Origin of the sequence: Streptomyces ficellus (genome assembly GCF_009739905.1) — a bacterium.
In the GTDB taxonomy this organism is placed as follows: domain Bacteria; phylum Actinomycetota; class Actinomycetes; order Streptomycetales; family Streptomycetaceae; genus Streptomyces; species Streptomyces ficellus_A.
Map to the genome: position 1 here is coordinate 962,727 of NZ_CP034279.1, position 20,657 is coordinate 983,383.

The 20,657-nt window shown below is 72.0% G+C and carries 20 protein-coding genes and 1 riboswitch; of the genes, 7 read left to right on the forward strand and 13 right to left on the reverse strand.

The window, feature by feature from the left end:
- Position 1 precedes the first annotated feature (1 nt).
- The 5 genes from kdpB to EIZ62_RS04195 all read right to left on the reverse strand — a co-directional run bounded on the left by kdpB (position 2) and on the right by EIZ62_RS04195 (position 4,821).
- Positions 2 to 2,146 (reverse strand): potassium-transporting ATPase subunit KdpB, encoded by a 2,145-nt coding sequence (gene kdpB, locus EIZ62_RS04180; protein WP_156691362.1) that lies wholly within the window; start codon positions 2,144 to 2,146, stop codon positions 2 to 4.
- The gene (gene kdpA, locus EIZ62_RS04185) at positions 2,143 to 3,807 is read right to left on the reverse strand and encodes a potassium-transporting ATPase subunit KdpA (protein WP_156691363.1); all 1,665 of its coding nucleotides are present in this window, start codon (positions 3,805 to 3,807) and stop codon (positions 2,143 to 2,145) included. The genes kdpB and kdpA overlap by 4 nt, the downstream gene beginning before the upstream one ends.
- A gap of 6 nt (positions 3,808 to 3,813) precedes the next feature.
- Positions 3,814 to 3,903 (reverse strand): K(+)-transporting ATPase subunit F, encoded by a 90-nt coding sequence (kdpF, locus tag EIZ62_RS04190; RefSeq protein WP_156691364.1) that lies wholly within the window; start codon positions 3,901 to 3,903, stop codon positions 3,814 to 3,816.
- Positions 3,900 to 4,049 (reverse strand): hypothetical protein, encoded by a 150-nt coding sequence (locus tag EIZ62_RS31885; protein WP_167536333.1) that lies wholly within the window; start codon positions 4,047 to 4,049, stop codon positions 3,900 to 3,902. Before EIZ62_RS31885 ends, kdpF begins: the two co-directional genes overlap by 4 nt.
- A gap of 97 nt (positions 4,050 to 4,146) precedes the next feature.
- Entirely contained in the window at positions 4,147 to 4,821 is a 675-nt protein-coding gene (locus EIZ62_RS04195) for a helix-turn-helix domain-containing protein (RefSeq protein WP_156691365.1), read from the reverse strand.
- A gap of 179 nt (positions 4,822 to 5,000) precedes the next feature.
- Here EIZ62_RS04195 and EIZ62_RS04200 point away from each other — a divergent pair, with 179 nt between their 5' ends.
- Positions 5,001 to 6,194, forward strand: a complete 1,194-nt coding sequence (locus EIZ62_RS04200; RefSeq protein WP_156691366.1) for a cytochrome P450 — start codon at positions 5,001 to 5,003, stop codon at positions 6,192 to 6,194.
- Complete coding sequence (locus tag EIZ62_RS04205; RefSeq protein ID WP_156691367.1) at positions 6,191 to 6,412, forward strand: ferredoxin; 222 nt, start codon at positions 6,191 to 6,193, stop codon at positions 6,410 to 6,412. Before EIZ62_RS04200 ends, EIZ62_RS04205 begins: the two co-directional genes overlap by 4 nt.
- Positions 6,413 to 6,656: 244 nt before the next feature.
- On the opposite strand, the gene EIZ62_RS04210 is transcribed toward EIZ62_RS04205, so the two are convergent.
- The 4 genes from EIZ62_RS04210 to EIZ62_RS04225 all read right to left on the reverse strand — a co-directional run bounded on the left by EIZ62_RS04210 (position 6,657) and on the right by EIZ62_RS04225 (position 11,172).
- Positions 6,657 to 7,013: a hypothetical protein gene (locus tag EIZ62_RS04210; RefSeq protein WP_156691368.1), complete on the reverse strand. Its 357-nt coding sequence runs from the start codon at positions 7,011 to 7,013 to the stop codon at positions 6,657 to 6,659.
- A 24-nt stretch (positions 7,014 to 7,037) separates the two neighbouring features.
- Complete coding sequence (locus EIZ62_RS04215; RefSeq protein ID WP_156691369.1) at positions 7,038 to 7,970, reverse strand: MerR family transcriptional regulator; 933 nt, start codon at positions 7,968 to 7,970, stop codon at positions 7,038 to 7,040.
- A gap of 146 nt (positions 7,971 to 8,116) precedes the next feature.
- Positions 8,117 to 10,468 carry an ABC transporter permease gene (locus EIZ62_RS04220; protein WP_167536334.1) on the reverse strand — a complete coding sequence of 784 codons (2,352 nt, stop codon included), beginning with the start codon at positions 10,466 to 10,468 and terminating at the stop codon, positions 8,117 to 8,119.
- Positions 10,465 to 11,172: an ABC transporter ATP-binding protein gene (locus EIZ62_RS04225; protein WP_156691370.1), complete on the reverse strand. Its 708-nt coding sequence runs from the start codon at positions 11,170 to 11,172 to the stop codon at positions 10,465 to 10,467. The genes EIZ62_RS04220 and EIZ62_RS04225 overlap by 4 nt, the downstream gene beginning before the upstream one ends.
- A gap of 220 nt (positions 11,173 to 11,392) precedes the next feature.
- On the opposite strand from EIZ62_RS04225, the gene EIZ62_RS04230 reads away from it, so the two are divergent.
- Positions 11,393 to 12,697 (forward strand): sensor histidine kinase, encoded by a 1,305-nt coding sequence (locus EIZ62_RS04230; RefSeq protein WP_156696194.1) that lies wholly within the window; start codon positions 11,393 to 11,395, stop codon positions 12,695 to 12,697.
- On the forward strand, positions 12,694 to 13,413 hold the full coding sequence (locus EIZ62_RS04235) for a response regulator (RefSeq protein ID WP_156691371.1): 720 nt from the start codon (positions 12,694 to 12,696) through the stop codon (positions 13,411 to 13,413). The genes EIZ62_RS04230 and EIZ62_RS04235 overlap by 4 nt, the downstream gene beginning before the upstream one ends.
- Positions 13,414 to 13,533: 120 nt before the next feature.
- Here the strand turns inward: EIZ62_RS04235 and EIZ62_RS04240 are convergent, their stop codons facing one another.
- Positions 13,534 to 14,724 (reverse strand): MBL fold metallo-hydrolase, encoded by a 1,191-nt coding sequence (locus tag EIZ62_RS04240; RefSeq protein ID WP_156691372.1) that lies wholly within the window; start codon positions 14,722 to 14,724, stop codon positions 13,534 to 13,536.
- Positions 14,725 to 14,872: 148 nt separating this feature from the next.
- On the opposite strand from EIZ62_RS04240, the gene EIZ62_RS04245 reads away from it, so the two are divergent.
- A complete protein-coding gene (locus EIZ62_RS04245; protein WP_156691373.1) occupies positions 14,873 to 15,424 on the forward strand; it encodes a carboxymuconolactone decarboxylase family protein in 552 nt (183 codons plus the stop codon).
- A gap of 289 nt (positions 15,425 to 15,713) precedes the next feature.
- Positions 15,714 to 16,334 (forward strand): TetR/AcrR family transcriptional regulator, encoded by a 621-nt coding sequence (locus EIZ62_RS04250; RefSeq protein ID WP_156691374.1) that lies wholly within the window; start codon positions 15,714 to 15,716, stop codon positions 16,332 to 16,334.
- Positions 16,335 to 16,463: 129 nt separating this feature from the next.
- Here EIZ62_RS04250 and EIZ62_RS04255 read toward each other — a convergent pair whose 3' ends face one another.
- Together EIZ62_RS04255 and EIZ62_RS04260 are read right to left on the reverse strand one after the other, a co-directional pair.
- A complete protein-coding gene (locus tag EIZ62_RS04255) occupies positions 16,464 to 17,258 on the reverse strand; it encodes an SGNH/GDSL hydrolase family protein (RefSeq protein WP_156691375.1) in 795 nt (264 codons plus the stop codon).
- Positions 17,259 to 17,410: 152 nt separating this feature from the next.
- Positions 17,411 to 18,304, reverse strand: a complete 894-nt coding sequence (locus EIZ62_RS04260; RefSeq protein ID WP_156691376.1) for a M23 family metallopeptidase — start codon at positions 18,302 to 18,304, stop codon at positions 17,411 to 17,413.
- A 2-nt stretch (positions 18,305 to 18,306) separates the two neighbouring features.
- Positions 18,307 to 18,465: riboswitch (cyclic di-AMP (ydaO/yuaA leader) on the reverse strand.
- A gap of 595 nt (positions 18,466 to 19,060) precedes the next feature.
- On the opposite strand from EIZ62_RS04260, the gene EIZ62_RS04265 reads away from it, so the two are divergent.
- A complete protein-coding gene (locus tag EIZ62_RS04265) occupies positions 19,061 to 19,873 on the forward strand; it encodes a tyrosine-protein phosphatase (protein WP_156691377.1) in 813 nt (270 codons plus the stop codon).
- A gap of 19 nt (positions 19,874 to 19,892) precedes the next feature.
- On the opposite strand, the gene EIZ62_RS04270 is transcribed toward EIZ62_RS04265, so the two are convergent.
- Complete coding sequence (locus EIZ62_RS04270; RefSeq protein WP_156691378.1) at positions 19,893 to 20,582, reverse strand: XRE family transcriptional regulator; 690 nt, start codon at positions 20,580 to 20,582, stop codon at positions 19,893 to 19,895.
- Positions 20,583 to 20,657: the final 75 nt, after the last annotated feature.

Below are 20,657 nucleotides of genomic sequence, written 5' to 3' on the forward strand. Positions count from 1 at the left end.
ATCAGCCGATTCCGGGGATGAGGGAGAGGAGGAGGTCGATGAGTTTGATGCCGAGGAACGGGGCGACGAGGCCGCCGAGTCCGTACAGGCCGAGGTTGCGCCGCAGCAGCGAGTCGGCGCTGGACGGGCGGTAGCGCACGCCCTTCAGCGCCAGCGGCACGAGGGCCACGATGACCAGCGCGTTGAAGACGACGGCGGACAGGATCGCGGACTGGGGCGAGGCGAGGCCCATGATGTTGAGCCGGTCCAGCGACGGATACGCCACGGCGAACATCGCGGGGATGATCGCGAAGTACTTGGCGACGTCGTTGGCGAGGGAGAAGGTGGTCAAAGCGCCCCGGGTGATGAGGAGTTGCTTGCCGATCCCGACGATCTCGATGAGCTTGGTCGGGTCGGAGTCGAGGTCGACCATGTTGCCGGCCTCCTTCGCGGCCGACGTACCGGTGTTCATGGCCACGCCCACGTCGGCCTGGGCGAGGGCCGGGGCGTCGTTGGTGCCGTCGCCGGTCATCGCGACGAGCTTGCCGCCGGCCTGCTCGCGCTTGATGAGGGCCATCTTGTCCTCGGGGGTGGCCTCGGCGAGGAAGTCGTCGACGCCGGCCTCCTCGGCGATGGCCCTGGCGGTCAGCGGGTTGTCACCCGTGATCATGATCGTCTTGATGCCCATGCGGCGCAGTTCGGCGAAGCGCTCGCGCATGCCGTCCTTCACGACGTCCTTGAGGTGGACGACCCCGAGGACGCGCGCACCCCTGTCGTCCTCCACGGCCACCAGCAGCGGTGTGCCACCGGCCAGGGCGATCCGGTCCGTGAGCGCCTGCGCGTCCTCGGCGACCTCGCCGCCCCGCTCCTGCACCCACGCGACGACCGCACCCGCCGCGCCCTTGCGGATCCTCCTGCCGTCCACGTCCACGCCCGACATGCGGTTCTGGGCCGTGAACGCGAACCAGGTGGCGTGCGCCAACTCCCCCTGGTGCCGCTCCCGCAGGCCGTACCTCTCCTTCGCGAGGACGACGACCGAGCGGCCCTCGGGCGTCTCGTCGGCGAGCGAGGAGAGCTGGGCGGCGTCGGCGACCTCGGTCTCCGTCGTCCCGTGTACGGGTACGAACTCGGCGGCCCGCCGGTTGCCCAGCGTGATCGTGCCTGTCTTGTCCAGGAGCAGTGTCGACACGTCACCGGCCGCCTCGACCGCACGGCCCGACATGGCGAGCACGTTGCGCTGTACGAGCCGGTCCATGCCGGCGATGCCGATCGCGGAGAGCAGCGCCCCGATCGTCGTCGGGATCAGGCAGACCAGCAGCGCCGTCAGCACGATCAGCGAGGTCTGCTCGTCCGCACCGGCGTAGATCGCGAACGGTTTGAGCGTGACGACCGCGAGCAGGAAGATGATGGTCAGGGACGCGAGGAGGATGTTGAGGGCGATCTCGTTCGGGGTCTTCTGCCGGGCGGCGCCCTCCACCAGGTTGATCATCCGGTCGATGAAGGTCTCGCCGGGCTTCGTCGTGATCCTGACGACGATCCGGTCGGACAGCACCGTCGTGCCACCGGTCACCGCGCAGCGGTCGCCGCCGGACTCGCGGATCACCGGCGCGGACTCGCCCGTGATGGCGGACTCGTCCACGCTGGCGACGCCCTCGACGACGTCGCCGTCGCCGGGGATGACGTCCCCCGCCTCGCAGACGACCAGGTCACCGGTGCGCAGGCCGGTGCCGGGGACCTCCTCCTCGCCCGCCGTGGTGACCCGGCGGGCGACGGTGTCGGTCCTGGCCCTGCGCAGGGTGTCGGCCTGGGCCCTGCCCCGGCCCTCGGCGACGGCCTCCGCCAGGTTGGCGAAGATCGTCGTCAGCCACAGCCACACCGTGATCGCCCAGCCGAACCACTCCCCCGGGTGCCTCAGCGCCAGCACGGTGGTGACCACCGAGCCGACCAGCACCACGAACATCACCGGCGATGCGACCATCACCCGTGGGTCGAGCTTGCGGATCGCCTCCGGGAAGGCCGCGATCATCTGCGCGGGGCCGAAGGGTCCCCCACCGGCCCGGCCCGCCGGCGCCGGCTCGCGGCCCGGGAGGACGTCGCCGTGCGGAGCCGTGGTGGAAGGTGTCGTACGGTCCATGCCGTCCTGCTGCTTCTTCACGTCGATGGTCATGCGGCGAGCCCTTCGGCGAGCGGGCCCAGCGCGAGGGCCGGAAAGTAGGTGAGACCCGTGATGATCATGATGGTGCCGACCAACAGGCCCGTGAACAGCGGCTTTTCGGTCCGCAGCGTGCCCGAGGTCTCGGGTACGGGCCGCTGGCCGGCGAGCGAGCCGGCGAGGGCGAGCACGAACACCATCGGCAGGAACCGGCCGAGGAGCATCGCGATGCCGATGGTCGTGTTGAACCACGGGGTGTCGGCGTTCAGGCCGGCGAAGGCGGAGCCGTTGTTGTTGGCGCCGGAGGTGTAGGCGTAGAGGATCTCGGAGAAGCCGTGCGCGCCGGAGTTCGTCATCGAGTGCACCGGGGTGTCCAGGGTGAACGAGGCGGCGGTGAACCCGAGCACCAGCGCCGGGGTGACCAGGAGGTAGCAGGCCGCGAACGTGACCTCACGGGTGCCGATCTTCTTGCCCAGGTACTCCGGCGTACGGCCGACCATCAGGCCGGCGACGAACACCGCGACGACCGCCATGACCAGCATCCCGTAGAGGCCGGAGCCGACGCCGCCGGGCGCGATCTCGCCGAGCTGCATGCCGAGCATCGTGATGCCGCCGCCGAACCCGGTGTACGAGGAGTGGAAGGAGTTCACGGCACCGGTGGAGGTCAGCGTCGTGGCCACCGCGAACAGCGAGGAGCCGGCGATGCCGAACCGGGTCTCCTTGCCCTCCATCGCGCCGCCGGCGATCTCGAAGGCCGGGCCATGGCCCGCGTACTCGGTCCACATCATCAGCGCCGTGAAGCCGAGCCAGATGGTGGCCATCGCGCCGAGGATCGCGTACCCCTGCCTGACCGAGCCGGCCATGCGGCCGAAGGTCCGGGTCAGCGAGAAGGGGATGACGAGGATCAGGTAGATCTCGAAGAGGTTGGAGAGACCGTTGGGATTCTCAAAGGGATGCGAGGAGTTGGCGTTGAAGTAGCCGCCACCGTTGGTGCCCAGTTCCTTGATGACCTCCTGCGAGGCCACCGCGCCCCCGTTCCACTGCTGCGTGCCGCCGCCGAACTGGCCGACCTCGTGGATGCCGGAGAAGTTCTGGATCGCGCCGCAGGCGACGAGCACGAGGGCGCCGATCACGGAGATCGGCAGCAGGATCCGGACGACGCCCCTGACCAGGTCGGCCCAGAAGTTGCCCAGCTCGCCGGTGCGCGACCGGGCGAAGCCGCGTACGAGCGCGACCGCCACCGCGATGCCGACCGCCGCCGAGACGAAGTTCTGCACCGCGAGGCCGCCGGTCTGCACGACGTGCCCCATGGCCTGCTCGCCGTAGTAGGACTGCCAGTTCGTGTTCGCGACGAAGGACGCGGCGGTGTTGAACGCCTGGTCCGGGTCGATCGACACGAAGCCCAGCGAGCCGGGCAGCACATCCTGCGACCGCTGGAGGCCGTACAGGAACAGCACGCCCACCGCGGAGAAGGCGAGGACGCCGCGCAGGTACGCCGGCCAGCGCATCTCCACGTCGGGGTTCGCACCGATCACCCGGTAGATCCGCTTCTCGACCCACAGGTGCCGCGGCGAGGAGTAGACCCGCGCCATGTGGTCGCCCAGCGGCCGGTACGACAGACCGAGCGCGACGACCAGCGCCAGCAGCTGGAGGATTCCAGCCAGGACAGGACTCATACCCGCTCAGAACCTCTCCGGCTTGAGCAGCGCCAGGACGAGGTACCCCAGCAGGGCGGCGGCGACGAGCAGCCCGACGATGTTCTCGGCACTCACAGCTTCGCCACCCCCTTGGCGACGAGGGCCACCAGCGCGAAGACCGCGGCTGTGGCGACGACGAAGGCCACGTCGGCCATCGTGAACTCCCGGAAGAACGAAGAGCGGATGTTCTGACGAGATGAGGAAACATCCCTTTCGGCCACCCGCCGGCCTCGTTGACGCGGCCCTGACTTCCGGGACGCCCCTCTTGACGCCTCCCCTACGCGCGTCGGTGGTCGCGGAGGGAGGTGATCACCCCGCTCACCTCAGGAGGCCGCGCCAGCGGTCGGCCGACTCGCTCATGTCCTCGACGACCCGTTCGAGGAACATGCCCGCCCTGAGCAGCCGCTTTCCCACCGGCGATTCGGGCCCCAGCGTCTCGGCCGCCGCCATCGCGGCCCGTGCCGAATCGCGCGTCTGCCGCGCGCTGACCGCGACCGAGTGGTACCAGGCCTGGTCGTCGACGACGTAGACGTCACGTCGCCGCCGCGGGTCCCGCTCGCGGCGGACGAATCCGTGCTGGACGAGGAAGTTCACCGCCACGGAGACGGAGGCCGGGCTGACCCGCAGCCTGCGGACCAGTTCGGCCGCGGTGCGCCTGCCGTCCTCGGACAGCAACAGGTCGACGTGCACGCGCGCCGTCATTCTCGGCATCCCCGACCTGACCGCGAGCTCGATGATCTCCTCCTCCATCGCGCCGCCCCGCGGTCGGTCCTCGTGGCGGCGGGCCGGCTCACCACGCCGCGCCCGCCGGGCCGTCGACCGGTGCGCCCGCTCGGGCCGGTAGCCGCCCGGGCCGCCGTTGCGCGAGACCTCCCGGCTGACGGTCGAGGTCGGGCGTCCGAGGCGGCGGGCGATCTCGGCGCAGGAGAGGCCGTCCACGAGTCCCGCCGCGATGCGCTGCCGCTCCTGCTGGGTCAACCGTCCGCCTGGCATGGCGCCAGTATTGCCTTCTCCGGCAGCCATTGCAACGCACCGTTGCGTTCGGCCGCACGCCATTGCATCAATTCACGGTGCCTGACCAGCAGATACGGGCATTGACGATTGACGACTCACTAAACGCAACGTAGCTTTCGAGCATCGACGAACGTCAAGTCACGAGGCGAGGACGGACCATGAGCGCATCCCTGCACACCGTCACCACACTGCCGGCGCAGCGCCGGCCCGGCTGCCCCTTCGACCCGCCGGCGGAGCTGCTCGACGCCCGCAGCCACGGCCCCATCAGCCGCTACACCCACCCCGGCGGCAAGCCCGGCTGGATGATCACCGGATACGACCTGGTGCGCTCGGTCCTGGCCGACCCCCGGTTCAGCTCGCGCAAGGACCTCATGAACGTCGTGGACTTCGCGCTCCCGCCGGCGCCGCCCGGCGAGTTCCTCCTCATGGACGAGCCGGACCACAGCCGCTACCGCAAGCCCCTGGTGGGCAAGTTCACCGTGCGGCGGATGCGCCTGCTGAGCGAGCGGATCGAGCAGATCACCGCCGACTGCCTGGACGCCATGGAGAAGGCCGGCCCTCCGACGGACCTGGTGACCGCGTTCGCCAAGCCCATCCCCACCATCGTCATCTGCGAGATCCTCGGGGTCCCGTACGAGGACCGGGCGTCCTTCCAGGAGCAGATCGACACGTTCATGGGCGGGGAGGTGAGCGACGAGGAGCTGATCGCCGCGTACACCGCGACCCAGGAGTACCTCGCACGACTCGTGGCAGCCAAGCGCGCCAACCCCACGGACGACATCCTCAGCGAACTCACCGACAGCGACCTGACCGACGAGGAGCTGAAGGGCATCAGCCTCATCCTCCTGGCGGCCGGCTTCGACACCACCGCGAACATGCTGTCCCTCGGCACCTACGCGCTGCTGCGCAACCCGGAGCAACTGGCCGCACTGCGCGCCGATCCCGCGCTCACCGACGGTGCCGTGGAGGAACTGCTGCGGTACCTGAGCGTCGCCAAGACGTTCCACCGGACGGCACTGGAGGACGTCGAGCTGGGCGGCCAGGTCATCGAGGCGGGAACGACCGTCGTCCTCTCCTACCACACCGCCAACCGCGACCCCGACCGCTTCGCCGACCCCCACACCCTCGACCTGCACCGGCAGGCCGCCGGGCACCTGGCCTTCAGCCACGGCATCCACCAGTGCCTCGGCCAGCAGCTCGCCCGCGTCGAAATGCGGGTCGCGTTCCGGGCGTTGCTGGACCGTTTCCCCACCTTGCGCCTGGCCGTACCCGCCGAAGAGGTCGCCCTGCGCCCGGAGACCGCGGACATCTTCGGCGTGAAGAGCCTCCCGGTCACCTGGGACCGGACATGAGCGCGCCGCACCTGAGCGTCGACCGCGAGCGCTGCATCGGCGCCGGCATGTGCGCCATGACCGCCCCCGAGGTCTTCGACCAGGACCCGGACGAGGGTCTGGTACTCCTGCTGCACACCGACCCACCCGCCCCGCACGACACGGCCGCCCGCATGGCCGCCGGCGTCTGCCCCGCCGGGGCGATCACCGTCCACGACCCGCGAGATGACAGCCTCTAGAGCGTGTGGGAGACGTCGGTGACCTGCCTGGCCGGCCGTCCGGGGAAGTCGCGGGCGGCCATCCAGACGGTGAACTCACGGGCCGACGGTGTCGATGCTGGTGGCCGTGCTGATGCGGTCGCCGTGCTCGCTCTCGGCGCCTTGGTACTGAGCCCCCATCGTTGCCTCTCCCCGCCCTGTCGACCCTGGTTGCGGTCAGCGTGGCATGGAAAGTCGACGCCGCCGGTCGTGGCCTGCGAGCCCCTTACGCAGCCGCCCATGGAACGCGGCAGATGTGCGGCGCCATGCCCTCTGGGCACAGGGACTTGATCACTGTCTTGCGGATCGCCCGCCACGTCCGCAGCGAGCACACCAGGTGGACGCGCAGCTCTACGCCTTCCCGTGCGCCGCTGCTCTGCGCAGGGTGTTCCACGGCCCACTGTTCCGCCAGGTGGTCGTACACGTCAGCGGGCGACAGCTCACTGCCGGGCCACGTGCGGACGATGGTCGCGTCGACGATCCGGGCGCTCCGGGATCCCACGGCCTCCCCGACGAGTTCGCTGACCCATGCCAGCCCCTCCTCGTCCGCGTACAAACCGAACGTCAGGACGCGCGTTCTCATGGCATCAGGCCTTCGTGATCGTCGTCATCGCCCATGACGGAAGGCGGTGGCGAACCAGGGATGTACGGGAGCGAGTGCCGGTGACGCGGGCCATCCGTTGATCGTCGCCACGAGTTGCCAGTAGCGCTCGGTGTGTGGGTCGGCGGTTGTCTGCAGGCGGGCGAGGAGCCAGCGGCGCAGATCGCCGCCGTCAGCACGCTCGAACGCGAAGCCGTAGAGGTCGGCCAGTGAGTCGGCACGGGGTGCGTCTTCGGCAAAGGCTGGGAGGATGCCGGCGGATACGGCTTCGTCGAATCGTTCACCCATGGCGTGGTGGAGAGCGTCCTGCACGGCTATGACGTCCTGCTGGGAGGGTTCTCGCGCCTGCTCCGCAGCTGTGCGGCGCAGCGCCACACGGAAGTCCGGGTTCTGGCAGAGCTCGGCGAGTTCCACCCATGCCTCGGCTTGTCCGGGTGCGGGATCGTCGGGGAGTTCGGGAATGAGGGACCGCATCAGGGCCACGAATTCGGGGTTGTCGTCGAGGTCCCCCAACGCGTCGTCGATGAAGTCGGACACCAGCTGGTGCCGTTCGGCCCGGCAGAGCGTGGCGAGTCGGTGCATGAGGTCCATCTCCAGGGTGGTGGGGCCGCGCCTGGCCACTGCTCGCAGTACCGCCCGGCGCAGGCGGAGAGTCTGGATCTGTACGTCCAGAGCGTTGGCGTGGACTTCCGCGACGTCCGACAAGGATGCCTCACGGTCCAGCACCCTGCGCACGGTCGCCAGGTCCAGCCCGAGATCGCGCAGGGTACGGGCCAGGTCGAGGCGTGCGAGTGCGTCGAGGCCGTACAGCCGGTAGCCCGCGGGGCTCCGGTCAGTTGGCGGGACGATGCCCTTGTCGGAGTAGAACCGGATGGTCTTCACCGTCAGGCCGGTCCTGCGGGACAACTCTCCGATGGAATAGAGCGTGTCGCGGTCCATGCCCCCAGCTTGCTGTCTCCCCCCACGGGAGACTCAACCGGGGCCAGGACTTCCTACGGCTTGTCAGCGGGGTCCGTCATCCGGCGCCACCCCGGCGCACGCTCGTCCAGCGGAAGACCGGGGACGCGGGCTCCGGATCCGGGCTCCTATTCGGTGCGCAAAGCCGTAGCGGTTCGGGCTCCGGCGGCCCAGCCGGCGGGGAGGAGTGCGCCCAGGATGGCGATGAGCAGGCCGCCGAGGGCGAGTGGGAGCAGTTCGGCCGTGGAGTAGACGGCGATGACGGAACCGGGGAGGCGGAGCCCCACGCTGTCGCCCATCGCGGGCAGGACCCAGCCGTGCAGCGCCACGCCGAGCGGCACGCCCAGCGCGCCCGCGACCAGGCCGGTGACGACGACCGAGGTGACGACCATCGCGACGGTCTGCCGTGGGGTCATGCCGAGCGCCTTGTGGACACCGATCTCACGGACGCGTTCGCGGGTGTCGAGCAGGACGCCGTTGAGCACGCCGAGCGCGGCGACGGAGACGAGCATCAGCGTGAGGAACGCGGACAGCGAGTTGAGCGTGACGACCATGTCGCTGCCGTTGCCGAGCCCGCCGGCCCGGGCGGTGGCTCCCAGCGTCGCCAGGTCCTCGTTCAGCGCGTCGACGTAACGCGTGACGTCGGTGCCCGGGGTGACCGCGATGTGGTGGCTCGTGTCCGTCAGGTCGGGGTGCGCGGCCGCGAGGGTCGTGACGTCGGTGAAGACCTGCATGCCGTCGTTGGCGGGGTCGAGGACCTCGCCGACGATCCGGACCGTCACCGGCCGGGCCAGGCCGTTCACCGTGACGGTGTCGCCGACGCGCGTGCCGGTGGCGGTCAGGAAGGGGGTGGGGACCACGGCCTCGCCGGGCGCGTCGGTCCAGCGGCCCGAGACCATGGTGTAGCCACCCCACGCGGCGTCGCCGGTGAAGGCGACCACGTCGACGGTGCCGGTCACGCCGGCCACGGTCGCCCGTACCGTCGTGGCGCTGTAGTGCTTCGCGGTTCCGCCGACGGCGTCGATGGCCGCAGCGATCGCGGCGGGGTCGGCGCGGGGCTTCTTCTTTGAGGCGGGGCCGTGGGGGCCGAAGTCCGGTACGGGCGCGGGCACGGTGACGTCGGCGACGTCGTGGGCCTTGGCCTTCATCACCTCGCCGAGCGAGGCCGCCATCCCCACGGTGAACGTCACGGCGATGGTGCCGAACAGGACCGCCGCGCCCATGGCCAGCGCGCGGGCGGGCCGTGCGAAGGGCCGGGCCAGGCCGAGCGCGACCGGCTGCGGCAACGGGAGCCGTCCGGCCACGCGGGCCGCCCGCCGCCCGCGCCCCGTCGACGTGCCGCGCCCGACGGCGAGCGCGTCGACGGTACGCAGCCGGCCGGCCCGCCAGGCGCCGGCCCACGCGGTCGCCGCGACCAGGCCGAGCACCCCGGCGATCACCGCCGCGTCGACCCAGGGGGCGATGGTCAGGGAGGAGGAGCCGTAGATCTCCTCGGCTTCGGCCAGCACGGGCACGGCGAGCAGGTGGCCGGCGAGGACCCCGAGTGCCGTGCCGATCGCGGCCGGGACCAGCGCCTGGCCGACGTAGGCCCGTACGACCTGGGCCGGGGTGAAGCCGATCGCCTTCAGGATGCCGATGCGGCGGGTGCCCGAGCCGACGGCGGACGCGACGACGTTGCCGACGACGAGGACCGACATGACCAGGCCCAGGGCGCCGAACGCGATCAGGAACGGGACGTAGAGCGCGCTGTCCTCCTCCGCGGCCTTCCTGACGGTCAGCCATGACCGTTCGCCGACGGCCGCTCCCGGCGGCAGGGACCGTCTCACGGACTTGCCGCCCGCGGTGAGTTGCGCGGCGGTCTCTGCGTCGCTGAAGCGGTAGAGCATCTGGTAGCCGCCGCTGCCGGGCGCGGTGAGCGCCGGCATCTGGGCCGGAACCACCCAGGCGTCCGCGGTCTGCGTGACCGAGCGGGCCACACCGACGACCGTCAGTTCCGGATCGCCGGGCAGATGAGGGAAGGCGATCCTCATGCCCAGGTGCGGCAGGAGCGAGGAGTTGACGGACAGCACGGTCTCGCCGGAGCGCGTGGGCCACCGCCCGTCGAGCAGTACCACCTCGTCCACGTCCCGGCCGGGATCGCCCCGGCCGACCACCGTCATCGGCCACCCGGGGCCGCCCACCCCGTCCGCGCTCGGGGTGACCGTCGCCGTACGGAACGGCCCGGCCGTACCGCTCACCCCCTCGGCGTCCCCGGTCTCCGACAACTGCCCGGCACTCACCCTGGCCGCGTCGAACGCAACGGACAGGTGCGCGCCGCGCTGCTGGGCGAAGGCGTCGTCGAAGGGCGCGCCGGACACCACGAGCAGCGTGCCGCCGAGGACGGAGGCGGCCACCGCCATCAGTGTGGCGAGCCCGATCACCAGCGTCTGCACTCGGCGTCGCGCCACCCCCGAGCGCACCACTGTGCCGAGCGCGCTCATCGGACGGCCCCCGGGGTGACGGCCGGCGGCCGGACGTCCTCGGTGATCCGGCCGTCGGCGATGCGGATCGTACGGTTCGTGCAGGACCGGGCCAGGGCCAGGTCGTGGGTGACCACGACGATGGTCTGGCCCTCGGCGTGGAGTCCGGCGAGCAGCCGGCTGACGTCCTGTCCGGCGGCGGTGTCCAGGGCCCCGGTCGGCTCGTCGGCCAGGAGCAGCGCCGGCCGGTTCATCAACGCCCGGGCCACCGCGACGCGCTGCCGCTCACCGCCGGACAGCCGCCCCGGGTAGGCGCGGGCGTGCCGGTCGACGCCGAGGTTCTCCAGGAGCTCCGCCGCCCGCCGGTCCGCCGCACCACGTGCCATGCCCGCGAGGCGCGCGGGCAGGACGACGTTGTCGGTGACGGTCAGGTCGTCGAGCAGGTTGAAGAACTGGAAGACCATGCCGATCCTCGACCGCCGGTGCAGGGCCGCCGCGGCTTCGCCCAGCGCGTCCACCCGCACACCGTCGACGGTGACGGTTCCCGTGTCGGGCCGGTCCAGGCCCGCGATCAGGTTGAGCAGGGTGGACTTGCCGCTGCCGGAAGGGCCGAGGACGGCGACGGCCTCGCCGGGCCGCACGGTCAGCGATGCCTCGTGCAGGGCGGGCGGGCCGTCGTCGTACCGGCGGCTCACCTCGCGCAGTTCGATCACCGGCAGGGTCATGAAGGGCTCCTCGGGTACGGGTGGTTGGCTGCGTGAACGCTAGGAGCGGGTCCGGCGCGTGCGCATCGCCCGCCCGGACCCCTTGCGGTACCGCGCTGGGATCAGCCCCGGGCACGTCATCCTCGCGATGTAGGCGGGTGATGTACCGGGTGCGGTGGGAATGGCCTCCCGGACGGATCCCGCGGGTCCGCGCGGCGGCAACAATGAACCGGTGACGGACATGAGTACGGGGCCGGCGCGGCTGCGGGAAGCCGCCCGCCGGACGCTCCGCGACGCCAGGACCCCGAGCGGTCCGCCGCCCCGACCGACCGGGCGCGCCCGGCGGTTCGACGTGCTGCTGGCGCTGGTGCTCGGGGTCACCACCGTCTATTACGGGATCGACAACGCCGGTGTCGTGGTCGTGCGGGAGATCGCACCCGGCGTGCGGCACGTCATGCCGCGCCCGTCCGGCCCGGGCGGCCTGGCCTTCATGGTGGTCCTCGCGGTCGTCGCCTCGGGCGCCCTGGCGCTACGCCGCCGCCACCCGCTCGCCGTGCTGTGCGTCGTGACGGCCGCGACGCTGGCCACACCGCACAGCGTGATGCGGCTGACCTTCTACGCGTTCGTCATCGCCGTCTACAGCGCCGCCGTGTACAGCCCGTACCGGGTGGCCACCTTGGCGGCGCTGCCGGTGTCGGTCGTCCTGGTCGGCACCTCGGGGAACGCGCGGACGCCGATCGTCCCCAACGAGTACATCGCCCTGCTCATCCTGGCCCCGATGGCCGTGGCCGCCGTCGGCCTGCGCACCTGGAAGCTCCGAACCGCCGAGGGCCGCACCCGGCTCTCCGCCCTCGAACGCGAACAGGCCGAGGCGCTGCGCCGGGCCGTCGAGCACGAGCGGGCCAGGATCGCCCGCGAACTGCACGACGTCGTCACGCACAACGTCAGCGTGATGATCATCCAGGCCGGCGCCGCCCGCAAGATCATGCACACCTCCCCCGAGCAGGCCGGCGAGGCGCTGCTCGCCGTCGAGGCGGGCGGCCGGGCGGCCATGACCGAGTTGCGCCACGTCATGGGGCTGCTCACCATGGCCGACGACGGCGAACGGACCGACGGCGGTACGGACATGGCCGGTGCGGCGGCGGAACTGGCCCCGCAACCGGGCCTGGACCGGCTGGGGGCGCTCGTCGGACGGGTTCGGGACACGGGGCTGCCGGTCGACCTGGCCGTGACCGGGCCGGCCCGTTCCCTCCCGCCCGGTCTGGAGCTCGCCGCCTACCGCGTGGTCCAGGAGGCCCTGACCAACACCGTGAAGCACGCCTCCGGCGCCACCGCCGCCGTGACCGTCGAGTACGGGCCGGAACGGCTGCGGGTGGAGGTCACCGACACCGGGGGAGACGTGGGTGCGGGAGCGGCGACCGGCAGCGGGCGGGGCCTGATCGGCCTGCGCGAGCGCCTCGCCGTCTACGGCGGAACCCTGACCACCGGCCGCCGTCTGACCGGCGGCTACCGTGTGGAGGCCCTGATCCCCCTGGAGGCACCGTGACCGAGCCGCTGCGCGTGCTCCTCGCCGACGACCAGACCCTGGTCCGCACCGGATTCCGGATGATCCTCGGCGCCGACGGCATCGACGTCGTCGCCGAGGCGACCAACGGGGCCGAAGCGGTCGAGGCGGTCCGCCGCACCCGTCCCGACGTGGTCCTGATGGACATCCGGATGCCCGAAATGGACGGTCTGGAGGCCACCCGCCGCATCCTCACCGGCGCCCCCGGCGAACCCCGCGTCCTCATCCTGACCACCTTCGACCTCGACCGGTACGTCTACGCGGCCCTGTCCGCCGGCGCCAGCGGCTTCCTCCTCAAGGACGTCACCCCCGAGCAGCTGACCGCGGCCGTCCGCACGGTCCGTACCGGCGACGCCCTCCTCGCGCCCGCCATCACCCGCCGCCTCGTCCAGCGTTTCGCCGGAGGCGACCATCGATACAGTGCCCGGCACGGCGATGACACGACCGCCCTCCACCGCGACCTCGCCTCGCTCACACCGCGCGAACTGGAGGTCCTGGGCCTGCTTGCCCGCGGGCTGAGCAACGCCGAACTCGCCACCCGCCTCCACCTGGCCGAGGCGACCGTCAAGACGCATGTCGCCCGGATCCTGGCCAAGCTCGGACTCCGGGACCGCGTCCAGGCCGTGATCGTCGCCTACGAGACGGGTCTGGTCAGCGCGGGCGCGCACGAGGCCGTTGGGCAGTCCACCGAGACGTAGAACGCGGACGTGGAAGGCGGCCGGGGGCGGGGGCCGGGAGCCGAAGCATGCGCCCGCCCTCACCGGCGCTTTCCTACGAGCGCGGGGCGGGCCGCCCCGCCGGGTCGTCCACGCTCGCCGTCACCGCTCACCCGCGAGGTCGAGGTCGCCGCTGCGCGGCTCGGCGGGGACCTCGGCGGCGCGCCACGGGCGGGCGATCGGGCGTGATATCGCCCGCCACCACGGCTCCACCGGCAGCCTCGCGGCCGGCTCGAAGGGCTCGCCGGGGTGGGGGAACGCCACCGCCTGGCCCGCCGCCTCGGCGGCGTCCTTCGTCCACTCCGCCGGCTCCGCCCAGGGGTGAGGGGCGAGGTTGAACGTCCCCCAGTGGATCGGCAGGAGCACACCGTGGGGCGCGCCCGACTGCAGGTCGAGGTGGGCCCGGAGGGCCTCCTGCGGGGTCATGTGGATGTCCGGCCAGTACTCGCTGTACGCACCGAGCTGGATCATGGTGACGTCGAACGGCCCGTGCTCGGCGCCGATGTCCCGGAAGCCCTCGAAGTACCCGGTGTCGCCGCTGTGGAAGAGCCGGTGCTCCGGCCCGGTGACCACCCAGGAAGCCCACAGGGTGTGCTGCTGGTTGCGCAGGCCGCGGCCGCAGAAGTGGCGGGCCGGGGTGGCGGTCAGCCGCAGGTCGCCGACCTCCGTCGACTCGTTCCAGTCCAGCTCCCGCACGCGGGAGGCGGGCACGCCCCAGTGCTCCAGGTGCGCGCCGACGCCGAGCGGGACGACGAAGAGGGTGTCCGAGGCCGCGAGGGCGCGTATCGACGGGAGGTCGAGGTGGTCGTAGTGGTCGTGGGAGATCACCACCGCGTCGACGGGCCCCAGCGCGGCGAGCGACAGCGGGACGGGATGCAGCCGCTTGGGTCCTGCGAAGGAGAAGGGCGAGCAGCGTGCGCCCCACACCGGGTCGAAGAGGATCCGGTGGCCGTCGGTCTCGGCGAGCACGCTGGAGTGTCCCATCCAGGTGATCCGCAGTCCGGTGGCCGCGGGGCGGGCCAGGTCGGCGACGGTGGTGGGGTGCACGGGGACGCCACCGGTGGGCGCCCGGCGGGCCCGGGACTCCTTCTCGAAGTAGACCTTCGCGAATTCCAGGGTGGAGCCGGACGGTCTGTGCCTGGTCCCGACCGGGTTCTGGAAGGTGCCGTCCGCGAAGTTCGGCGACCGGCGGATGCGCTCCATCCGCTCTCCGGTGGCGTCCGCGCCGAAGGCGGCCGGCCGCAGTGCGCGCAGTCGGTGGCGGAGCTGGGGCGGGACGCCGGAGCCGGTCACGGTACCTCCAGGGGGGTGAGCGTCCTTCCATTATGGGCGGGGGGTACGACAACCCGGGGGCGGGCCCGGCGGGTGCGATGTCACATCGGTGACCGCCCCGTCCGTCGTACCGGTGAAAGGTTGTCCACCCGTACCCCAGGAGGCCCTCATGGCCCGCATCTCGCTCACCCCGCCCCGCACCCTGCTCTTCCGCGCAGTCGAGTGGTACGCGAAGCGCACCTACGGAATGGGCCTCGACCCGGTCCGCGCGGCCGGGCACAACGGGCGCGTCCTGCGCACGACCCTGCGGTTCGAGCTGGCCGTCGGCCGGTGGAACGCCCTGGACCCGACCCTCAAGGCGCTGGCCGTGATGGCGTCGGCCGCCGAGATCGGGTGCAGCTGGTGCATGGACTTCGGGTACTGGGAGAGCACCCGGCACGGCGTCGACCCGCGCAAGCTGCGTGACCTGCCGGTGTGGCGGGACAGCGACGCGTACACGGCGCGGGAGCGTGACGTGCTGGAGTACTCCGAGGCGATGACGGCCACCCCTCCGGCCGTCGAGGACGACCTGGCCGAGCGGCTGCGCAAGGAGCTCGGCGAGGCGGCGTTCGTGGAGCTGACGGCGATGGTGGCGCTGGAGAACATGCGCTCCCGGACCAATGCCGCACTGGGCCTGACCAGCCAGGGCTTCAAGGACCGGTGCGAGCTGCGGCACCGCTGACCCGCCGCCTGCCCCGCGCCTGCCCCGGGCCCCGGTGGGGAGTGGCCTGGCGTGCGCGGGGTCCGGGGCGAGCGAAGCCCGACGGTGCTCCACGGACACGACCTGGGGAGTGTCCGGAAAGTATCGGCGTCCGCCCGGAGGGCGGGGGCCGTGGCGTCCGGTGCGTGCTGTCGCAAGGCGGAGGAGGGAGACATGGCGGAGCCATGGCGACCGACGACAACGCGGCGACAGTGCGTGCAGGGCGTCACGGGCCAGGCGAGACTTGACGGACACGACCTAGGGTGGCGGCGTGGGCAGAGTGCGGTTGAGCGTGGCCGAGCGGCGCGAGGAGCTGCTGCGAGCCGCCGTCGAGCAGATCGAGGCACGGGGTGTGGCAGCCGTGCGGATCGCCGACGTGGCTTCCGCGCTGGGCGTGAGCAACGCGCTGGTGCTGTACCACTTCTCCACCAAGGAGAAGCTCGTCGCGGCCGCCTTCGCGTACGCCGCCGAGGGCGACCTCGCGCACCTGCGCCGGCTGCTGGGGCGCCGGACCACGGCCACCCGCCGGCTGCGCGCGGCCGTGCACTGGTACGCCCCGACGGGCCGGGCCAAGGGGTGGCGGCTGTGGATAGAGGGCTGGGCGGCGGCCCTGCGCGAACCGGCGCTGCGGGTGGTCGCCCAGGACCTGGACCGGCAGTGGAAGGCGGCGCTGACCGAGGTGATCGCGCAGGGGGCGGCGGCCGGCGAGTTCCGGTGCGAGGATCCCTCGGCCGCGGCCTGGCGGCTGACCGCGTTCCTCGACGGCCTCGCCGTCCAGATGACCGCCTACGCGGCGCCCTTCACCCGCGCCGCGATGCTGGCCTGGGCCGACGAGGCCCTCGCCCGCGAGATCGGCCGCCCCGCGGCCCCACCGGACGCGCCCCGCCGATGACGACGCCCGCGCAGGCCCGGAGCCCGGGGCGCGCCACCGGCCCGGCCCGGCGCGCCGCGTGACCCTCACGTCGCGCCACGTACCTGTCAGGACCGGTGTCCTCCGCACCGCCCCGCAGGGCCGGCGCCGTTACAGGGGCAGCAGGTCCGGTCGCTTGGCGGAGACGTGGTCGCCGGACGACTCGCCGCGCAGCCTGCGGCCGATCCAGGGGACCAGGTACTCGCGTGCCCAGTTGATGTCGTCGCGGCGCAGTTCGAGGGGGCCGCGCGGCGGCAGCGGTGGCCAGGGCTGGTCGGGGTCGGCGGGGACGTCCACGCCCAGGACCTGGCCGGCCCGGAGCGCGACCCGGGTGTGGCCCTCGGGAGACAGGTGCAGCCGGTCGTCGTCCCAGGCGCGCCGGTCCTGGACGGTCTTGAGGGACCACAGGTCCAGCACCGGGCACCCGTACCGGTCCGCGATCGCGCGCACGTGCCCGTTGTACGTGGCGATCTTGCCGCGGAGCCGGCGCAGCACCGGCACGGTCCTGGTGTCGAACCCGGTCGTGACCAGGACGGTGCCGACCACGGACGTCAGGTCGGCGACGGCGCGCTCGAAGCGTTCGGCGACCTCGTCGGGGTCGCTGCCGGGGCGGATGATGTCGTTGCCGCCGGCGCAGAAGGTCACCAGGTCCGGGGCGAGTTGCCGGGCCCGCGGCACCTGTTCGGCCACGATCTGGTCGAGGAGGCGTCCGCGTACGGCGAGATTGGCGTACCGGAATCCCTCGGTCTCCGGCAGCCGGTCCGCGAGCAGCACCGCGAGACGGTCCGCCCAGCCGACGAACGTTCCGTCGGGGCCGGGGTCTCCGACGCCTTCGGTGAAGCTGTCACCGATCGCCGCGTACGACCCGAATACGTCACGGTCTCTGAATGTCGAATCGTCTGCCACGGGAGCACATCCTTCACCGGGAGATGTGACCTACGCGACCGTAAGGAGGGGTTGACGGGGGGTGATGTTTGCCACCGGTCAAGATTGTCCCAAGCGCGGAATACGACTCCGCCCGGCACCGGGACGCGGTGCCGGGCGGAGGAACGTTCGCGTCAGAGCGAGACGCCGTGCTGGCGCAGGTACGCAAGCGGGTCGATGTCCGAGCCGTAGTTGGGGCTGGTCCGGATCTCGAAGTGCAGGTGCGGGCCGGTGGAGTTGCCGGTGGAACCGGACAGGCCGATCTGCTGGCCGCCGCTCACCGACTGGCCGGAGGAGACGGACAGCGAGGAGAGGTGGGCGTACTGCGAGTAGTTGCCGTCGGCGTGCTTGATGACGACCTCGTTGCCGTAGGCGCCGCTCCAGCCGGCCGAGACGACGGTGCCCGCGCCGACGGCCTTGACGGTCGTGCCGGAGGAGGCCGAGAAGTCGACACCGGTGTGGTAGCCGGAGGACCAGCTGGAGCCGGAGGCGCGGTAGGAGGTGCTGACGCCGGCGTCGACCGGGGCGGTGAAGCCGGAGCCGCTGGTCTTCGGGGCGGACTGGGCCGGGGCCTCGGACTTGGCGGCGGAGCGCGAGGCGCGGCTCTCGTCGCGGTCGTCCGCCTTGGGCTTGGCCGGGGCGGCCTTCGCGGGGGCGGCCTTCGACTTGGCGCCGAGGGTGAGCTCCATGCCCGGGATGATCAGGGACGGGTCCTCGCCGATGACCTGGCGGTTGTCCTGGTACAGCTTCTTCCAGCCGCCCTTGACGTTCTTGTTGTGGGCGATCTTGGAGAGGTGGTCGCCGGAGACGACCGTGTAGGTGCGCGGCGCGGCCTTCTGCGGGGCGGCCTGGGCGGCTTCGGCGGTCACGGCCTGCGGCGCGGCGGCGGGGGCGGCCTGCTCGGCGGCGTGCGCGCCGGTGGCCCCGAAGAGCGGGAGCGCGAAGGCCGCGCCACCCGTACCGGCGGCGACGAAACCACGCGTGATGGTGCTGGACTTGGGACGGCGGTGCTTACCCTTCGCGGGCATGGCGATTTCCTCTCCGGCGCCTGCGAGGTGAGCTGTCGGGTTCGGACTGGAGTTGTCCGGCCGCGTCATGGACGCGACTTCACCCCGAGCCGGTCCCGGAAATCCGGGTCGGCGTACTACCTGGGTCCCCCGCTCCTGCCACGCGTGGGTGGGTGCGAATTCCGACCGGTGGCAGGATTCGGCGGTCCGGCCGGATTGCCGAGACCGTAAGCGAGTGGGGTCGGCGTGAACAAGCCGCTGATTTCCCCACCGCATTCCGGGCGGTGGTGAAGCCCGGGAATTCCGGTCACCCTCCGTGGACAAGGGATCATGAATTCCCGCTGTGGGCACGGAATTTGTGGAGGGTGTCCCGCCACGGACGGTCACAGTTATGACGCTGCTCACGTGGCTCCGGCCATCTCCCGGGCGACCAGGGCACGTTATACCCAATCACCCAATACGGACAGAACAGCCATTAGCTGACGAGTCTTGCCAATCCCACCGCGTAGGCGGCTGGATGCGGCAGCCCCGGTCCGCGCAGCGCCGGGTTCACGAACACCATCGAAGACCTACGAAGTGGGACAGAAGCGCATCTACCGTCTCCGGTCCATGGGCCGCGACGGCCCGGCTGCGGGCTCGTCCACCCCCCGCGACCATGGGAAGGGCAACGGATGTGCGACGCGCACGGAGATTGATTGCCCGACGCACCGATGTCGTATCGTCGGATCGCGAACATCGTCGGCGGCGGACGCCGACCGCAGACACGGAGGAGCCCCCGTGACGCAGGAGCTGCCGCAGGTCCCGTCGACAGAGCCCGAGCTGACCGGGGTGCGCAACTTCCGTGACGTCGGCGGGCTTCCGACGGTGGACGGCCGGCGGGTGCGCCACGGGATCCTGTACCGCAGCGGCCACCTCGCGCACGCCACGGGCACGGACGCCGCCTTCCTCGCTGGTCTCGGTCTGCACACGATCTTCGACTTCCGCAACGCCGCCGACCAGAAGCTGGAAGGTCCGGACGTCGAGCTCCCGGGCGTACGGAACGTGAACATCCCGCTCTCCGACCCGGCCGACGGCGCGGAATTCTGGACCATGGTCCGGGACGGCGACCTCGACCAGCTGCGCTCCATCCTGGCGGACGGCAAGGGCGCGGCCCGGATGACGGCCTCGTACCGCATGATCATCAAGGAGCGCACCGCCGAGCACAGCCGGGTCCTCCACGCGCTCGCCGAGGACAGCGTCCCCGCCCTGATGCACTGCGCGGCGGGCAAGGACCGGGCCGGGCTCTCCATAGCGGTGTCCCTGCTCGCGGTCGGCGTCGAGCGCGACGCGATCGAGGAGGACTACCTCAAGTCCAACGACCCGCACCGCCGCTACAAGGTGCGCCGCAGCGACACCTCCCCCGCCGCGATGTCCCCCCAGGTCATGGAGCTGCTCAGCCCGCTCTTCGAGGCCCGCATCGACTACCTGACGGCGGCCTTCACCACGATCGAGGAGACCTGGGGCTCGACCGAGCGGTACCTGACCGAGGGCCTGAAAATCAGCCCCGAGACGCGCGAGCGGCTCCGCGAGCGGCTCCTCGACCAGGGCTGAGCCCCACGCCCGCCGCCGGTCAGCGGCGGTGGGCGTCCGTGCCGAGGCACAGGTCCGCCGCGGCGCTCTGCATAAGGGTGTGGACGAACAGCAGCTCGGCCCCGGCCCGGGTCGCCGCGGCGATCCGGTGCGGGGTCAGCGAGTCGAAGTGGGCACTGTCCCCGGGGTCGAGCACGTGCACCGCCTCACCGAGGGCCAGCCGCACCCGGCCGTCGAGGACGTACAGCCACTCCTCCCCCGGGTGTACGCGCACGAGGTCGCCCGGCGCCGCATACGGCACGCGGACGCGCAGCGCCTGCATCGCCCGCCCGGGGCCGCCGGCCTGGTGGTAGATCCAGCCGTCCGCCTCGGCGGGCTCGGCCCGGCCGCCCCGGACGATGGGGTCGCGCTCGGGCGGCACCTCGCCGAGCAGCTCGGACACGGTCGCGCCGTAGGTACGGGCCAGCCCGAGCAGCATCGGCAGCGAGGGCTGGCGGCGGCCGGTCTCCAGGCGGGACAGGTGGGCCGGGGAGAGCCCGGCGCGCCGCGCGGCGGCCTCCAGGGTCAGCCCCCGGCGCCTGCGCAACGCCCGCAGCTGCGGCGCGACGTCCGGCAGCGCGCCGCCGCCTTCGTTCTCCTCCGCCGGCGATGAGGCGTCCGGCGACCCGGGGTACGGCGACCCGGGGTCCGGCGACCCGGAGTCCGGCGAGGGTGCGGGAGAGGTGTTCATGGCTCCATTGCGCCAGGCTTCTGCCTCAGAGGCAAGCCGGTTGCCCCTGAGGCAGGAGGCAGAGGGCGGCGGGCA

What these genes read in the sequence shown, in the direction of transcription:
- kdpB (WP_156691362.1), bottom strand. Translation starts at nt 2,146, where the DNA reads ATGACCATCGACGTGAAGAAGCAGCAGGACGGCATGGACCGTACGACA.
- kdpA (WP_156691363.1), bottom strand. Translation starts at nt 3,807, where the DNA reads ATGAGTCCTGTCCTGGCTGGAATCCTCCAGCTGCTGGCGCTGGTCGTC.
- EIZ62_RS04195 (WP_156691365.1), bottom strand. Translation starts at nt 4,821, where the DNA reads ATGCCAGGCGGACGGTTGACCCAGCAGGAGCGGCAGCGCATCGCGGCG.
- EIZ62_RS04200 (WP_156691366.1), top strand. Translation starts at nt 5,001, where the DNA reads ATGAGCGCATCCCTGCACACCGTCACCACACTGCCGGCGCAGCGCCGG.
- EIZ62_RS04205 (WP_156691367.1), top strand. Translation starts at nt 6,191, where the DNA reads ATGAGCGCGCCGCACCTGAGCGTCGACCGCGAGCGCTGCATCGGCGCC.
- EIZ62_RS04210 (WP_156691368.1), bottom strand. Translation starts at nt 7,013, where the DNA reads ATGAGAACGCGCGTCCTGACGTTCGGTTTGTACGCGGACGAGGAGGGG.
- EIZ62_RS04215 (WP_156691369.1), bottom strand. Translation starts at nt 7,970, where the DNA reads ATGGACCGCGACACGCTCTATTCCATCGGAGAGTTGTCCCGCAGGACC.
- EIZ62_RS04220 (WP_167536334.1), bottom strand. Translation starts at nt 10,468, where the DNA reads ATGAGCGCGCTCGGCACAGTGGTGCGCTCGGGGGTGGCGCGACGCCGA.
- EIZ62_RS04225 (WP_156691370.1), bottom strand. Translation starts at nt 11,172, where the DNA reads ATGACCCTGCCGGTGATCGAACTGCGCGAGGTGAGCCGCCGGTACGAC.
- EIZ62_RS04230 (WP_156696194.1), top strand. Translation starts at nt 11,393, where the DNA reads ATGAGTACGGGGCCGGCGCGGCTGCGGGAAGCCGCCCGCCGGACGCTC.
- EIZ62_RS04245 (WP_156691373.1), top strand. Translation starts at nt 14,873, where the DNA reads ATGGCCCGCATCTCGCTCACCCCGCCCCGCACCCTGCTCTTCCGCGCA.
- EIZ62_RS04260 (WP_156691376.1), bottom strand. Translation starts at nt 18,304, where the DNA reads ATGCCCGCGAAGGGTAAGCACCGCCGTCCCAAGTCCAGCACCATCACG.
- EIZ62_RS04270 (WP_156691378.1), bottom strand. Translation starts at nt 20,582, where the DNA reads ATGAACACCTCTCCCGCACCCTCGCCGGACTCCGGGTCGCCGGACCCC.